This is a genomic window from Natrinema gari JCM 14663 (assembly GCF_000337175.1).
GTDB classification, from domain to species: domain Archaea; phylum Halobacteriota; class Halobacteria; order Halobacteriales; family Natrialbaceae; genus Natrinema; species Natrinema gari.
On record NZ_AOIJ01000051.1, the window covers coordinates 65424 to 80367 of the forward strand.

The window sequence follows — 14944 nt, forward strand, 5'->3', positions numbered from 1 at the left end:
CGAGACCCAGCCACAGCGCCGCCGATCGGGATTCGGCTTCTTCTTCGCCCGGTGACTCGGGCCGGTGGACCCGGGGCCGACCCGATCGGTCGCCCGCGGCGAAACCGCCCGCACAGCGTCGTCGACTCGAGAGTCGGCGTCGAACGGAGTCGGAACCGCTAACTGACCGACCCACGGCAATGCAGGTAAGCGAATGCAACTGCCATCACAACAGGTCGCGGTCCTCGAGGCCGCACGTGCGGACGAGGCAACGTCCGTCGACGCCCTCGCCGCGGCGACCGACCTCCCGCCCGAAACCGTCACTGGGGCGCTCTTCGAACTCGAGACGGAGGGGCTGGTCGCCGTCAGCGAACGCGTCGACGAAACGGTCGCGCTCACCGACGAGGGGCGCGACTACGTCACCGAGGGACTGCCCGAGGTGCGGCTCTACGAGGCCGCGCTCGAGGCCGGTGCCGACGCCGACCCGGTTTCGATGGGGCAGGTCATCGGCGCGTCGGGGCTCGAAGGCGGTGCGGTCGACATCGCGCTCTCGAACTACGCGCGCAAGGGGTACGGCGCGATCGACAGCGGCGAGATCACGGCCGACCCCGACGCGGACCCGGACGCCGACGCGGAGGCGAACGCGCTCGCGGCGCTGGCCGACGCCGACGACGCCCCGGTCGACAGCGTCGACGTCGATTCGGAGACGCTCGAGTCACTCGAGCGGCGCGGCCTGCTCGATCGGCACGAATCGACGGTCCGCGAGGCGACGCTAACCGAGCGTGCCGTCACGGAGTTGATGGCGGGGATCGAGACCGCCGAGACGGTCGGTCAGGTCACGCCGGAACTGCTGACCAGTGGCGAGTGGGAGACCGTCGAGTTCGCCGAGTACAACGTCGAGGCCGACGCCGAGCAGTTCGACGGCGGTAACGTCCACATCCTGCGCCAGACCGCCGAGCGCGTCAAGGACACGCTCGTCGGGATGGGCTTCCAGGAGATGGACGGCCCCCACGTCGACGCGGACTTCTGGATCAACGACTGCCTGTTCATGCCCCAGGACCACCCGGCGCGGACCCACTGGGACCGGTTCGCCCTCGAGAACCCCACGCATATCGACGCCCTCCCCGCGGACCTCGTCGACCGCGTCGAGCGCGCCCACAAGGAAGGCGTCGGCCCGGACGGCGAGGGCTATCACTCGCCGTGGGACGAGGACTTCGCTCGCGCGCTGGCCCTGCGTGGCCACACCACCTCGCTGTCGACCCGCTACCTGTCTGGCGAGGAAGTCGGCGAGCTCGAGCCCCCGCAGCGCTATTTCAGCGTCGAGAAAGTCTACCGCAACGACACGCTCGATCCGACCCACTTGCTCGAGTTCTTCCAGATCGAGGGGTGGGTGATGGCCGAGGACCTCTCGGTGCGCGATCTGATGGGGACCTTCGAGGAGTTTTACTCTCAGTTCGGGATCGAGGACATCCAGTTCAAACCCCACTACAACCCCTATACCGAGCCCAGCTTCGAGTTGTTCGGAACACACCCGACGACGGGCGAACTCGTCGAGATCGGGAACTCGGGGATCTTCCGCGAGGAGATGCTCGAGCCGCTGGGGGTCGACTGTGACGTGATGGCATGGGGCCTGGCTCTCGAGCGATTGCTCATGCTGATGTACGGCTTCGAGGACATCCGGGACATCCACGGAACGCTGTGTGACCTGGAACTGCTGCGCAACACGGAGGTGACCTACTGATGCCCACGGTCGATATCGACCCCGACGAACTGCGGGACCTGACCGGTCACGACGAGAAGAGCGACGACGAGCTACAGGAAGCCCTGTTCGGACTCGGCCTCGAGTTCGAGGGGCGCACCGAGGACGGCGCGTTCGAACTCGAGTTCGCACCGGACCGGCTCGACCGCCTCTCCGTGGAGGGGGTTGCCCGCTCGATGCGCTACCAGTACGGCGACGCGCGGGGCGTTCACGTTCCCTCGCCGAATTCGCCGGAGTGGACCATCGAGGTCGATGACTCGGTCCCCGACGAGCGTCCATACGTCACCGGCGCAGTCGTCCGCAACGTTGATCTGGACGAGGAAGCCCTCGAGTCGCTCATTCAACTCCAGGAGAAACTCCACGCGACGATGGGGCGCAAGCGGGCGAAGGGCGCGATCGGGATTCACGACCTGACGATGCTGAAGGGTCGCGATGCGCGTAGCGCATCGGAAAACGAGAGCGGCGACGAGCCGCGAGGGAGCGCCGCGACGGAAGGTACCCCGACGATCCAGTACGTCGGCGTCGAACCCGACGGGGACCGGTTCGTCCCGCTCGATTCCGATCGGGAGATGACGCCGGCCGACGTGCTCGAGGACCACCAGACGGGTCGGACCTACGCCGACCTGGTCAGCGAGTACGAGCGCTACCCGGCGATCTACGACGATCTCGGGCTGTTCTCGTTCCCGCCCGTTATTAACGGCCGCCGCACCGAGGTGTCGACGGAGTCCCGCGACCTGTTCGTCGAGATGACGGGCACCGATCAGTGGACGATCGACAAGATGCTGACCATCGTCTGCTACGCGCTGTCGGCTCGGGGAGCCACGCTCGAGGAAGTGCGAGTCGAATACCCCGATCACGAGATCGTCCGACCCGACCTCTCGACGAAGACGAAGACGGTCGCCCACGACCGCATCGAGACCATCCTCGGCATCGGGCTCGATCCCGACGACGTGATCGACCTGGCCGAGCGGTCCGGGCTCGAGGCCGAAAAAGAAGAGAGCGAGGACGGCGACCTCGTCTACGAGGTGACGATCCCGCCCTACCGCGTCGACGTACTTCACCCGCTGGACGTCATCGACGACCTCGGGCGGGCCTATGGCTTCAACGACCTCGAACCTCGCTACCCCGACGTGGGGACCGTCGGTGGCCGCCACGAGCGCTCCCGCCTCGAGCGGGCGGTCCGCGAGCAACTCGTCGGACTTGGCTTCGAGGACCTGCTAAACTTCCACATGATCAGCGAAGAAGAGAACTACGACCGACTCGAGGTCTCGCCCGGCGACGATATCTATGGGGCCGGCGAGCCGGCGACGATCAAGGAACCGTACAGCGAGGACTTCACCATGCTGCGGACGTGGGTGATGCCCTCGCTGTTGATGGTTCTCGAGCGGAACACCCACCGATCGTACCCACAAAACCTCGCCGAGATCGGCTTCGCGGCCGCGGTCGACGAGAGCGAACCCACCGGCGTCGCCGAGGGCCGCCGCGTCGGGGCCGTCCTCGCACACCACGAGGCCGGCTACGAAGACGCCAAGGCACGGCTGCAGGCGCTGGCCCGCAACTTCGACGTCGACCTCGAGACGCCGCCGACCGACCACCCGACCTTCATTTCGGGTCGAACCGCGGCGGTCGTCATCGACGGCGATGACGTCGGCGTGATCGGGGAGGTCCACCCGAAGGTGCTCATCGAACACGACCTCGAAGTGCCGGTGTCGGCCTTCGAGTTCGATCTCGAGGCGCTCCGATAGGGCCGCGAGGGGAGCGAACGCGATTCGATCGGGGGTTACCTGATCTCGCCGTAGGTCCGGACGAGGTCGCCATCACGATAGCGCCGCTGCTCGAACCCAAGGGCGTTGCACACGAGCGTATGTCCCATAAACGAGAGGGAGTAGTCCGCCATGCCGAACGGGTGCAGGACCGTCTGCTGTGCGGGCGGTAGAATCGAACCGAGGACGTTGATCTCGGCGTCGCCCGCGGTGAGCGTCCCGACGCTGACGCCATCGTCGGTCGTTCCGGCGGCGCGACCGCCGGCAGCGTCGAACGCATCGCCGTCGACGATCGTCGCCGGCTGGTCGGTGCCGGTGGTGTACCCGAGTTGCGATCCTTTCCACAGTTCCTGTTGTCGCGGGCGGATACCATCGAGCAGCGGATGCTCGAACTCCCTGTCCTCGAGGGTCGCGAACCGGACCGTGACGGTCTCGAGGTTGGCGGGATCGATCGCCGCCGCGTCCCCGACATCGAGCGCACCGAGGAGATGGACACCCGTGTCGGTCAGGACGAGGTCGCCGCCGGCCGCGACGAACGACTCGATCGCCGCGATATACCGCGGGTTATCGAGACCAACGTCATGAGAGACGACCAGTTTGTCGTAATGGCGCTTGCCGGACTTCCCGCGAAGCAATCGACCGTTACAGACATCGCGAACCCGGAACGCGTCCATGTCGCCGTCCTCGAGGTGATCGGAGAGATCGGCGAAGAACTGCATCGGGTTGACCGTGTACTCGCGTTGCTCGTACCCGAGTACGGCTCGCGGATCGGGGTATTCGTCCTCGGTGTCCAGAACGGTCAGCTCCACCTCGATGTCGGCGTCGCTGTCGACTTCGACATCCCACTGGCCGGCCTCGGGTTGATGGCGGAACCAGCCCTCGAAGTCGTGGGGTCGGGGCGTCGGGTCGTCAGGGCCGGCCTTTGCCGCGAGGTCGATTTCGTGAACGGTCGTTCCGTCGGGATCGGTAATACGGATGTGGCCGTCGCTTGCGGCCCCGAGACCGGTAACCCGGACCGACAGCGAGTGCGACGAGCCGGTCGTTTCGGTGCCGACGGTCCCGCCGTCGTCCGGTCCGGATCGGACGACCTCGTTATGGCTGTGCACTTCGGTCGCGCGGCCCTGGCCGGGTTCACGCCCCTTGCCTGGATGTCGATCGGTGTACGGCAGATCGGCGGACGACCGCGTGAGTTCGTCCGTCGTCACGTATGCGGTGTCCTGACCGCCGGTCGCGACGGTGGCATCGGTCTCCGCCGCGGTCATCTCGGCGTACTCGCGCATCGAGATCCGGTAGGCGGTGACCAGATGGCGTTCGATGTAGGGTTTCCACTCGATCCGGGCGTCAGGCGTGTGATTCGCGAAGATGATTTCGGGAACGACCGTAATCGCATCGAGCCCGCCAAACTCCGCCGGTTGGCCGGCCCACCCCAGAAGCGAGCCGGTCACCTGATAGCCGAGGGAATCGTAAACCGTGCCGTAATCGAACAAGCCCGCGGGAGCGTACTCCGAGGCACCGTACTGCTCCTCGCAGGCGCGTTCGATGTCGTCCGCGATCGCCTCGAGGCCGCCCCAGTGGGCCTCCATCCCGTCGCCGATGCGGATGTTGACCTCGTCGAGGTCGTGGGTTCCGTCGTGACCGAGCGGGGCGTTCGTCTCGAGGTTGAACACCATCCGGTCGGCGGCGTACATCCCGTGGTAGTCACAGAGGTACGTCACGTTCTCGTACTCGCGGAGGTGATCGACGATCGCCAGCGAATCCGGGACGACGTCGTAATAGTCGTCGGGTGCGCCGTCGGGTTCGGCGGGCCAGAACGCCGGATCGACCCAGCCCATCGTCGGGTACTGCCGGTTAGTGTCGACATCGGCCGCGTTCCCGCGCCGGAAGTTGAGCCGAGTCTCCCCTCGCGGAATGTCGAACCGGGGCTCGCGCGCCACCCACCCGTCAGGGTTCGTGAATACGAAGACGAACGCGATATCGTCGAGCAGGTCCTCGAAGCCGTCGGCCTCGCCCCGAGCGAGGTCCTCGAGGAGTCGAACACCGGTCTCGACGCCCGCGCGCTCGTCGCCGTGGGTCGAGAGGGAGTAGACCACTGTCTCCTTGTCGGCGAACGACGCCGCGTCCCGGACGTCGTTCGTGACATCGACGACGTAGATATCCTGTGGGTCGGGGTCTGTGCCGGTGTACCGGTTCGGCCAACCCGGCGATTCGTCGAGAGTGTGGACGCGCACGCGGTCGGGACAGACCGCCTCGAGATGGGCGATCCCCCGACCGACCTCGGGGTAGGAGACGAACGATCGGGCCTCCTCGACCGGCGGGAAGACGCCGTCGGCGTACGGGGCCTCGAGTTTCCACCACGGGTTCGCCCCGGGTGAGACGTCCAGTCGCTCGACGCCGTCGAGTTCGAGGACGGCCGTCACCTCGTCGGCGGTGAGATGCGCATGCGCCGCCGGCGTCGGTGACTCTCGAGTGACCGCCTTCGGTGGCCGGGACAGGTCGGGATCGGGGGCTTCCTCGTAGTCGGCCGCAAACGCCTCGAGTGCGGCCCGGTCGGCGAATTCGATGACGGTCGCCGCCTCGTACCCCTCTGGGGTGTGGTTGACGACGAACTCGTACTCGTCGGTCATCGGGTCGCCGCGGACGTCCGCGGTGGCGGAACCGGGAAGTGCGAGCGCGGCACCCGTCGTCGCGGAGAGCGAAAGGAACGTCCGTCGGTCGATGGGGCTGTCGGCGAACGCGTCGTCGGAACCGTGGTCGGCAGCATCGTCGGTCGGTCGGTCAGCGGGGTGTCGTGGGTGTGTCTGGTGAGGGCCGTTTGACATTACCAATCGTGGGGAGATTCCCCGGACACGGACCACAACGATGTGAAATAAATACCATACCGAACGAGAGAATGTCTCTGAGAGACGTAGATTTATGTGCTCGAGGATAAAGTGGACGGGCCATCGGCGGCCGCCGTTCGGAGCCAACGGATCGGGGACGACTGGCCCACAGCCGTCGAAAAAGTCCGTCAGACCCTACCTGACGGTAGCGAGACAGCAAGGGACCGGGCGAGACGAGAGTGCAGACGCCCGGACGGTTAGAACTCGTGTTCGACGTCGTCTTCGTCGGCCTTCTGAATGATTATTTTCCCGTCCCGGACCCGGACGAAGACCTCATCGCCGATATCCATGCCCGCGACCTCGAGTTCGTCCTCGTGGAGGTTGAGGTGGACGTTGTGGTAATTCCCGTCGTCGTCTTTCGCACCGCTTGGACTCAGCTTCTTTTTCCGTACCATCGCGGGATTCTATTCCGAACTTCGCCGTAGGATATACTTAAGTGTTTTCGACGCCCGAACGACTGACCGTGGAACGGACTCGTCGGCGTGCCAATCACGGAACGACAAGCGAGGGACGCGAATAGTGCCGGGAACTCGCGTTGGCGATACACTTAAATATACCGCCGCAGTCGGTCGATTTGCGGGGATATCTTTATCACTGATCGTGTGCTGACTTGACACGGAGGCGAAAATCATGGTACGCGAAGACGGGAAACGAAACTTTGCACTGCGCGAATCGGGCGGTGACGAGTCGAGCGTCTTCTCGGGCAACACGCCTCGACAGGCGGCGCTCAAGGCAGCCCGACGGCTCGAGCCCGGCTCGAGCGAGGAAGAGGCGGACCGGGTCGAACTGAAACTCCGAGAGAAGGGAACCGACAAGGTTCACATCTACGATGGCTGGGCGTGGGAGGAGACAGCCCCCGACGACAAGCCCGACTGGATGCCCGGCGAGATCACGGAGGCGAACGTCTCGAAGAAAGGCATCGAGCACCTCGACGAGTAAGTCGTCAACTCGACAGATTTCTCCGGCACGAGCCCGTCCGCGAGCAGTGCCTTCGCCCGTCTCGACGCACTGTCCGATACCAGCACGTTTGTGCGATGACTAGACGGAATAATACGGGCTGGGTTGGTGGGACAATGCCCAAGGAGGCGGAAAGACGTTAAATCAGATTCATACGACAGTCGGCGGTCGGATCGGGTACGTATATGGATGATCGTCGAAGGAATTCGGTACCTGAGTGTAGTAGACAGAGCCTTTCCGGTGCCATCCGAACATGTGAACCAATGACGCCGAGAATAGAGTGGTATAGACAACTGGACTGTCCCGGTGTCCCCGTGAGTGGGTCTTCGAACCCCACGTCGCCGCTCGAGCGAGCGACGACTGACTCCGCTTGCGCACCGACCGGACGCGCAAGCGAAATTTCGCGGTACCCGACGGTCTTTTGACCCGTTCGTCCCTATCGGCGGGTAATGACTGCAGTTACGCTCGGCCCCGAAGGGACCTACTCGCACAGAGCCGCGAGTGCGATCGCCGACGATGACGAGATCGACTTCCGACAGTCGGTCACGACGATCGTCGACGCCGTCGCAAGCGGGGAGTACGACCGCGGCGTGATTCCGATCGAAAACAGTATCGAGGGCTCCGTGACGGAGAGTTTAGACGCCGTTGCCGACTACGACGTCGCCGTCATCCGCGAAATCGTTACCCCGATCAGACACGCCTTGCTCGCCCAGGGGCCGGCGTTCGATACCATCGCCAGCCACTCCCAGGCCCTTGCCCAGTGTCGGACCTACCTCGAGCGCGAGTATCCCGCCGCCACCCTGGAGGCCGTCGCGAGCACGGCACAGGGCGTCGAGTTCGCCCGCGACGATCCGTCGGTGGCGGGCATCGGCCATCCGGCTAACGCGGGAGACGGGATCGAGGTGTTGGCCGAGGACATTCAGGATCAGGACTCGAACGCGACGCGGTTCTTCGCGCTCGCGCCGGCCGAGCAGCGCTCGAAAGGCGGCGGCAAGACCTCGCTGGTGGTCTATCCGAACGCGAACTACCCCGGTCTGTTGCTCGAGTTGCTCGAACCGTTCGCGGATCGCGACATCAATCTGACCCGGGTCGAGTCGCGGCCGAGCGGCCAACGACTGGGCGACTACGTTTTCCACGTCGACTTCGAAGCCGGGCTCTACGAGTCCCGAACGAGCGACGCGATCGCGGACCTCGAGGCCCTCGCCGAGAACGGCTGGGTCCGGCGGCTGGGATCGTACGATACCGAACACGTCGTCGAGTAAGCGCTTCGGGACGGCCCTCGACGACGGCCTCGGACTGGCGTCGACGGCGCGACAGTCCGGGTGCGAGAATCGAACTACGCGTCTCAGCCTGCACAGGCTGAAGGATGGCCACTACCCCAACCCGGACACGGACACGGCGCACTCGAAGCGACCACGGCCGATGCCTAATGTGCTGGGAGCGTCCTCACGAGCTGTGACTCACGGGGGAATACTTGACGGGGACCGAAACGGGGCTGCGATCGACGGCACGCGATCGGGTGTCGAGACCACAAACGGTTTTGCCGCGTCACCCGGTCCCATGAGTATGCCACTCGCTGCAGGCGACGACGCGCCGACCGTGACCGCACCGAATCAGGACGGCGAGGCGGTCACCCTCGCGTTCGAGGAGCCGACGGTGCTGTACTTCTACCCGAAGGACGATACGCCCGGCTGTACGATCGAAGCGACCCAGTTCCAGCGCGAGCGCGAGACCTATCGGGACGCCGGCGTCGACGTTTACGGCGTCTCGACCGACGACGTGGAGTCCCACCGGTCGTTCTGTGACTCCGAAGGCCTCGAGTTCGACCTGCTCGCGGACCCCGACGCGGCGATCGCCGAGGCCTTCGACGTCGAACTGCGTGACGGCGTGACCGCGCGAACTACGTTTTTGCTGGCGGACGGCAACGTCACGGCCGTGTACGAGGACGTCGACCCGGACGGACACGCTCGCGATGTCCTGCTCGACGCGCTCGAGGACGGACTCGTGACCCTGCCCGAGTAGCCGCTCCTTCTGTCGTTGTCCCGCGGGCAGAATTTATCCCCGTCGGGCTCCTACTGCGACGCATGCGAGACAACCCGTTCGACGAAATCGAGACACTGCTCGACCGCGTCAGTCGCCAGGTCGAAGAGGGAATGGCCGCCGGCGGGCTGCAGGTCCCGGGCACGGTGCCGGTCGACGTCGCCGACACGGACGAAGCGTACGTCGTCACGGCCGACCTGCCCGGCTACGAGACCGACGATATCGAGTTGACGCTCTCGGACGGCACGCTCCGACTCGAGGCCAATCGGCTGGACGACGACATCGCCGCCGAAGGGACGTATCTCCGACGCGAGCGGACCAAAACGTCGGCGAGTCGTCGGATTCGACTGCCGGAGCCGGTCGACGAGGAGGCGGTGGCCGCCGGGTTCGAAAACGGCGTGCTGACGGTGCGGCTGCCCAAAGTCGCGGGCGGCGAGGACTCGAAGCGGATCGATATCGAGTAGCCGTCGCGTCCCGCCCGCTCGAGACCGCGGGCGACGTCCGTGACCGTCGCGAAGCGGCCGGACGGGTCGCCGCTCGAGTGCGGCGTCGGGACGAGGGGCGTGAGCCCGTGCCGATTCGGAACTGCGCCGGAGAGCAGTCGGACGATTATTATATTCGGATGATAACTGTTCGGCCATGGTCAACGTGTTCGCACTCGTCGTCGGCGGGGCCTTTCTCCTGTTCGGGGGCATCGTCCTGTCTCGAGCCGGCGATCTCGACGATCGCGAGGAGACGATCAGCGAACTCGCGTCGGCGGACGACGAGTCGGTCGTGCCGGGCGACGAGGCGACGATCAGCGGGCCGGTTCGCGTCCTCGAGCCGGCGTCGCCGACGCGGACTGGTCCCGATCTGAACGAGAGCGATTCGGCCGCCCTCTGGGCGTGGCGGGTCCGCCAACGGAACGACAACTGGTGGCGGACCGCCGAGTCGGAACTCGCGACCGGCGAGTTCGCCGTCGATCACAGCTGGGATCGCGTCCGCGTGGACACGACGACGCTGGCGACGGACGCGGACGACGATCCCTTCGATTCGCCGAACCTGTTCCTCGGCGATCCCGAGACGGAGACCTATCTCGGCGACCTCGGCCCGGTCAATCGCTTCCTCGAGCGAACCGGGCTGGCGGGCGAAGACGGCGTCGTCAGCGACCTCGAGTTCAACGTGAGCGTCGGCGGAAAGACCACCATGCCCGACAAGTATCAGGCCACCGTCGTCCGCGACGGCGACGAACTGGTCGTTCGGGGCGAACTGACCGAGACGGCCGACGGCTACGTCCTGCGGGGGACCGACGAGACGCCGCTCGCGATCGCGACCGGAAGCCTCGAAGAACAGCGCGAGCAGGTGCGCTCGTCGGTTCGGCTCCGCCGGGTGGCCGGCGGGGTTTGCGTCGGGCTTGGCCTGCTCGTTGCGGTCCTTGCCGTTCTCTGACTCCGCAGCTCGAGCCGAGCGGCGCTAGTACCACGCGCCGCCCGACGAGACGTTGATGTCCTGTCCCGTGACGTGTCGCGACGCGTCGCTCGCGAGGTGGACGGCCAGCTCGGCGACCTCCGCGGGCGGCACCAGGTCGTCGAGCATGAGGCTCTCGAGGACCTCTCCTTCGACCGCCTCGACGGGAACGCCCGCCTCCTCGCCCTGCCGTTCGAAGACACCCCGGATGCGGTCGCCCTCGACCGGGCCGGGACAGATCGCGTTGACGGTCACTCCGTCGTCGCCGAACTCGGCGGCCAGTGCGCGAGTGACGCCGATCAGTCCCATCTTCGAGGCAGCGTAGGGAGTTCGGTTGGCGTACGGCCGCTTGCCGCCGATCGAAGCGATGTTGATGACGCTCCCCTGTGCCGACTCACGGAGATGGGGAGCCGCCGCCCGCGTGACGCGAGCGACGCCGATCACGTTGACATCGAGGGTCTCGAGCCACTCGTCGTCGCTCGTCTCCTCGAGCGGCGCGGTGGGGCCGGCGATCCCGGCGTTGTTCACGAGACAGTCCAGCCCGCCGAACGCGTCGACTGCCGCGTCGACGGCGTCTTCGACCGACTCGGGATCGGTCACGTCCGTCTCGACCGCCAGCGTTCGATCGGGAGCGTCGATCAGTTCCGCGGTCTCGTATATGCCGTCGCTCCGCGCCGCGAGGACGACGGTCGCGCCCTCGTCGGCGAACGCAACGGCGATTTCGCGGCCCAGACCCTGACTCGCTCCCGTGACTAAAACAGTGTCGTCTGCTATCATAACTTATGCTGGATCGGGTCGAAAATAAAACCACCTGCTATCGGACGGAGGTTAGGTGGGACTTTCCAAGGACTCATTGCTTATTTCTTCATACCTTGTCGTGTCAACAGAGCCACCAGAAGCGAACGTAGTCTGTGAAACGATCGAGACCGTTCCTCCTCCATCCAGCTCAGCCGCTAATGTACCGGACTGTTGGTTAGAACCATCCCATTCTTTATCCCACTTGTCAACAATATCATCGATAATCAAAATGACTGTCGTTTTCTTTGGTTTCAAATCTATATTTTCAGGCGCTTCAATATCAATAGTTGTGTATATATTGGCGTGTGAGTTTTTGAGTACGACATCTGGGACGAATATCGTCTGTGAAACGTCGCTTGAGATTCCGTTCCATACTGAACTCGATTTAATGTGGCGGTGAGTCGTCTTGGTTTGCTTGTTTTTTCCAGTCATACTACAACCGCTGAATCCAAGAACGGAACTGCATCCTACCGTGGTCAAAAAGGTACGTCGGTCCATACATTATAGATACTACCAGTGAAATAAACGTCTTTTGACACTATAAGATAGCAGTTTAGAATCCGAACAGCGTCGCTCGTCGCCGTTCAGCGGCGGTCTGAACGGTGAACTGACGCTGGTTCAGTAGAACCGCCGTTGCTGTGCGCTCGAGCGCACGACAGGTGTGTGCGATCGGTGTACAGGTGTGTCAGTGTGACAAGACGGATGGTACTGGAGCCGGCGTGTTCGCATACGGTTCGACTGTTCCCGGCAACTGAGATCAATACCGGGGTGACTTATGTAACTCAGTTTGAAACGTTACAGCGATGCACTTCATCGTCGTCGGGGCAGGGAGTGTCGGAACTCTGCTAGTAGATATTGCATCACGATCTCGAAACGACGTGGTGGTCGTCGAGCACGACGTGACGAGAGCGAACGACATCGCGAACGAGTACGATTGTCTGGTCCTCAACGAGGACGCGACGAGGGAGGAGACGCTCAAAGAGGCGGGTGCCGATCGGGCCGATGCGCTCATCTCGACGCTCGAACTGGACGCAACGAACCTGTTCGTCTGTCTGCTCGCAACCGAACTCGGGATTTCGACCGTCGTATCCGTTCTACACCAACCCGAACACCGGGAACTGTTCCGCAAGATGGGTGTCAACGCGGTCAAAAGCCCCGACCAACTCGCCGCCGAATCGCTCTACCGGACGGCACGACAGCCCGCGATTAGCGACTACATGCCCGTCGAAGCCGATGCGGAAGTCTTCGAGATCGAGGTCTCCGGCGCGGCACCGATCGCCGGAACGACTCTCGAGGAAGCCAGATCGGGCGGCTTGATCCCCGACGACGTGCTCGTCGTCGCCGTCGTCCCCGAGGACGGCAGCGGACCACGGATCGCTCGGCCGACGACCGAAATCGGGGCCGGAGACCGGCTCACCGTCTACTCCGGGCGCGGGACTGATCCGGCGGTGACGGATCTCTTCGGGTTCTTCGACGATTATCGATGAGAACCACAGTGGCACCGATCGGACGCGATCTCGGGTGGATGCTACGGGTTCTCGGGGGGCTGGTCCTGGTGTCGATCCTCGTTCCGCTCGCCTGGGGAGAGTACTACGCGATCCCCGGCCTCGTCGTGTCGGGGGTGATACCGGTAACGATCGGGTGGGTGCTCTCGACAGCGTTCGCCGATGCCGCCCCGCCGGATAAACTCCACGGCATGATGATCGCTGCCATCGGCTGGCTCGCCATCGCGGCGTTCGGCTCGCTGCCCTTTCTTACGACCGCCTGGGTCGTGACGGCCGCGCCGGCCGGGCTCGAGACGCCACCTCCAACGGAGAGCATCGACGCACTCGCGAGTCCGCTGAACGCGCTCTTCGAGAGTATGAGCGGGTTCACCGGGACGGGGTTGACCATGACCACAGACGAGAGTACGCTTCCCCGGACGCTACAATGGTGGCGAAGTATAATCGAATGGGTCGGTGGCGTCGGTGTGATCGTGCTGACGACGGCGATCCTCGCCCGTCCCGGGAGTGGGTCGTTGACAGTGTACGAAAGCGAAGCGCGATCACAGAAGATTCACCCGAGTATCGTCTCGACCGTCCGCACTATCTGGTGGCTCTTCTTGCTTTTCACGTCGATCGCGATCCTGTCGCTCTGGCTGGCCGGGATGCCACCGTGGCACGCGATCAATCACGGCATGACGGGTATTTCGACTGGCGGGTTCTCGATCATCGACGGCTCGATCGGCGCATACGACAGCGTCGTCATCGAAGCCGTCTTGCTCCCGATCATGATCGCCGGCGGCATTGCGTTCCCGATCCACTACCTCGTCCTTCAGGGGGATCTGAGAGGGCTGTATACGGACGCACAAACGCGATGGTTGGCCGCCGTTCTCCTGCTCGGCTCGGCGGCGCTCTGGCTGTCGGTCTCGACGGTGTACGATTCGGTCACGGAAGCGCTCCGATACGGCGTCTTCCAGTTCGTCTCGGCAGTGACTGCGGCGGGCTTCCAGACGGCGACCGACCCGACGCCCCTCTCGCTTGGGGGGTGGCCCACGAGTGCGCTTCTCATGCTGGTCTTCGCGATGGTCGTCGGTGCCGCCGCTGGCTCTACCGCGGGCGGCATCAAACTCATTCGATTGATAATGCTGGTAAAAGGTATCCGATTTCGCGTCTCCTACGTCTTCTATCCCGACAGTACTGTCCATCGGTTTCGGATCGACGACCGCGTCCTCGACGAGAAAGACGGTCCTCGAGAGTTCGGCGAAGCGGCGATCATCGCGCTTCTCTGGTTCGTCTTCCTCGCGGTGAGCGTATTCGTCCTCTTAGCGACGCTCCCGAGTGGAGCCTATTCCCTCGAACAGATCCTCTTCGAAATCGCGAGTGCACAGGGGAACATCGGTCTCTCGACCGGGATTACCGGTCCCCACTCGCTGCCGACGGCTGGCAAGGTTGCGTTCATCCTGAACATGTGGGTCGGACGACTCGAGATCATTCCCATCCTCGTGACGCTTCGCGCGCTGTTTTGGCGGGGTGGCATCTACGAATGAGCCGGCGTCGTTACCGCAGTCGGCTTCTCACGTGGATCGTAAACGCCGGACCGAACGATGTGGTCTTGAACCTCTATCTGGTTCTCGGACCGCTCCTGATCGTGCTCGTCACCGTCGTCGGCAGAACCGCAGCGACGACGGTCATCGTTGCGGGCTACGTCATCGGATTCGTCGGCTACACGATCTACAATGCCCTCACGACGACGGGACAACCAGACTGGATCCGCCATCCATAGCTCGTGTTGGTCGGGGAACGAGCCACGTCGGCAGCGAGTGACTGTCCGTGTGAGAGCGC

Annotated in this window: 14 protein-coding genes; 10 read left to right on the top strand and 4 right to left on the bottom strand. The window is 64.2% G+C overall.

The window, feature by feature from the left end:
• The first annotated feature begins 193 nt into the window (after positions 1-193).
• Both pheS and pheT read left to right on the top strand, forming a co-directional pair.
• The gene (gene pheS, locus C486_RS10170) at positions 194-1720 is read left to right on the top strand and encodes a phenylalanine--tRNA ligase subunit alpha (RefSeq protein WP_008455774.1); all 1527 of its coding nucleotides are present in this window, start codon (positions 194-196) and stop codon (positions 1718-1720) included.
• Positions 1720-3483: a phenylalanine--tRNA ligase subunit beta gene (gene pheT / locus C486_RS10175; protein ID WP_008455776.1), complete on the top strand. Its 1764-nt coding sequence runs from the start codon at positions 1720-1722 to the stop codon at positions 3481-3483. Before pheS ends, pheT begins: the two co-directional genes overlap by 1 nt.
• A gap of 35 nt (positions 3484-3518) precedes the next feature.
• Here pheT and C486_RS10180 read toward each other — a convergent pair whose 3' ends face one another.
• Entirely contained in the window at positions 3519-6320 is a 2802-nt protein-coding gene (locus C486_RS10180; protein WP_008455778.1) for a M14 family zinc carboxypeptidase, read from the bottom strand.
• Positions 6321-6577: 257 nt separating this feature from the next.
• Positions 6578-6775: a hypothetical protein gene (locus C486_RS10185; RefSeq protein ID WP_006185211.1), complete on the bottom strand. Its 198-nt coding sequence runs from the start codon at positions 6773-6775 to the stop codon at positions 6578-6580.
• A 235-nt stretch (positions 6776-7010) separates the two neighbouring features.
• Here C486_RS10185 and C486_RS10190 point away from each other — a divergent pair, with 235 nt between their 5' ends.
• The 5 genes from C486_RS10190 (at position 7011) to C486_RS10210 (ending at position 10805) form a co-directional block, all read left to right on the top strand.
• The gene (locus tag C486_RS10190; protein ID WP_008455783.1) at positions 7011-7319 is read left to right on the top strand and encodes a non-histone chromosomal MC1 family protein; all 309 of its coding nucleotides are present in this window, start codon (positions 7011-7013) and stop codon (positions 7317-7319) included.
• Between the two features lie 467 nt (positions 7320-7786).
• Positions 7787-8599, top strand: a complete 813-nt coding sequence (gene pheA, locus C486_RS10195; RefSeq protein WP_008455785.1) for a prephenate dehydratase — start codon at positions 7787-7789, stop codon at positions 8597-8599.
• Between the two features lie 304 nt (positions 8600-8903).
• The gene (locus C486_RS10200; protein ID WP_049910446.1) at positions 8904-9359 is read left to right on the top strand and encodes a peroxiredoxin; all 456 of its coding nucleotides are present in this window, start codon (positions 8904-8906) and stop codon (positions 9357-9359) included.
• Positions 9360-9421: 62 nt separating this feature from the next.
• Positions 9422-9841 (top strand): Hsp20/alpha crystallin family protein, encoded by a 420-nt coding sequence (locus C486_RS10205; protein WP_008455790.1) that lies wholly within the window; start codon positions 9422-9424, stop codon positions 9839-9841.
• Between the two features lie 175 nt (positions 9842-10016).
• Positions 10017-10805, top strand: a complete 789-nt coding sequence (locus tag C486_RS10210) for a hypothetical protein (protein WP_008455792.1) — start codon at positions 10017-10019, stop codon at positions 10803-10805.
• 24 nt (positions 10806-10829) lie between these two features.
• On the opposite strand, the gene C486_RS10215 is transcribed toward C486_RS10210, so the two are convergent.
• The gene (locus C486_RS10215) at positions 10830-11600 is read right to left on the bottom strand and encodes an SDR family NAD(P)-dependent oxidoreductase (RefSeq protein ID WP_008455793.1); all 771 of its coding nucleotides are present in this window, start codon (positions 11598-11600) and stop codon (positions 10830-10832) included.
• 51 nt (positions 11601-11651) lie between these two features.
• Positions 11652-12119 (bottom strand): hypothetical protein, encoded by a 468-nt coding sequence (locus C486_RS20965; protein WP_152419152.1) that lies wholly within the window; start codon positions 12117-12119, stop codon positions 11652-11654.
• Positions 12120-12424: 305 nt separating this feature from the next.
• On the opposite strand from C486_RS20965, the gene C486_RS10220 reads away from it, so the two are divergent.
• The 3 genes from C486_RS10220 to C486_RS10230 are packed head-to-tail and all read left to right on the top strand — an operon-like array spanning position 12425 to position 14885.
• A complete protein-coding gene (locus C486_RS10220; RefSeq protein ID WP_083866019.1) occupies positions 12425-13108 on the top strand; it encodes a potassium channel family protein in 684 nt (227 codons plus the stop codon).
• Positions 13105-14649, top strand: a complete 1545-nt coding sequence (locus C486_RS10225; protein WP_049888022.1) for a TrkH family potassium uptake protein — start codon at positions 13105-13107, stop codon at positions 14647-14649. The genes C486_RS10220 and C486_RS10225 overlap by 4 nt, the downstream gene beginning before the upstream one ends.
• Positions 14646-14885: a hypothetical protein gene (locus C486_RS10230; protein WP_049888023.1), complete on the top strand. Its 240-nt coding sequence runs from the start codon at positions 14646-14648 to the stop codon at positions 14883-14885. Before C486_RS10225 ends, C486_RS10230 begins: the two co-directional genes overlap by 4 nt.
• Positions 14886-14944 lie beyond the last annotated feature (59 nt).

Excerpts from the sequence above, each read along its gene's own strand:
- pheS (WP_008455774.1), top strand. The coding sequence starts at position 194 with ATGCAACTGCCATCACAACAGGTCGCGGTCCTCGAGGCCGCACGTGCG.
- pheT (WP_008455776.1), top strand. The coding sequence starts at position 1,720 with ATGCCCACGGTCGATATCGACCCCGACGAACTGCGGGACCTGACCGGT.
- C486_RS10180 (WP_008455778.1), bottom strand. The coding sequence starts at position 6,320 with ATGTCAAACGGCCCTCACCAGACACACCCACGACACCCCGCTGACCGA.
- C486_RS10185 (WP_006185211.1), bottom strand. The coding sequence starts at position 6,775 with ATGGTACGGAAAAAGAAGCTGAGTCCAAGCGGTGCGAAAGACGACGAC.
- C486_RS10190 (WP_008455783.1), top strand. The coding sequence starts at position 7,011 with ATGGTACGCGAAGACGGGAAACGAAACTTTGCACTGCGCGAATCGGGC.
- pheA (WP_008455785.1), top strand. The coding sequence starts at position 7,787 with ATGACTGCAGTTACGCTCGGCCCCGAAGGGACCTACTCGCACAGAGCC.
- C486_RS10200 (WP_049910446.1), top strand. The coding sequence starts at position 8,904 with ATGCCACTCGCTGCAGGCGACGACGCGCCGACCGTGACCGCACCGAAT.
- C486_RS10205 (WP_008455790.1), top strand. The coding sequence starts at position 9,422 with ATGCGAGACAACCCGTTCGACGAAATCGAGACACTGCTCGACCGCGTC.
- C486_RS10210 (WP_008455792.1), top strand. The coding sequence starts at position 10,017 with ATGGTCAACGTGTTCGCACTCGTCGTCGGCGGGGCCTTTCTCCTGTTC.
- C486_RS10215 (WP_008455793.1), bottom strand. The coding sequence starts at position 11,600 with ATGATAGCAGACGACACTGTTTTAGTCACGGGAGCGAGTCAGGGTCTG.
- C486_RS20965 (WP_152419152.1), bottom strand. The coding sequence starts at position 12,119 with ATGGACCGACGTACCTTTTTGACCACGGTAGGATGCAGTTCCGTTCTT.
- C486_RS10220 (WP_083866019.1), top strand. The coding sequence starts at position 12,425 with ATGCACTTCATCGTCGTCGGGGCAGGGAGTGTCGGAACTCTGCTAGTA.
- C486_RS10225 (WP_049888022.1), top strand. The coding sequence starts at position 13,105 with ATGAGAACCACAGTGGCACCGATCGGACGCGATCTCGGGTGGATGCTA.
- C486_RS10230 (WP_049888023.1), top strand. The coding sequence starts at position 14,646 with ATGAGCCGGCGTCGTTACCGCAGTCGGCTTCTCACGTGGATCGTAAAC.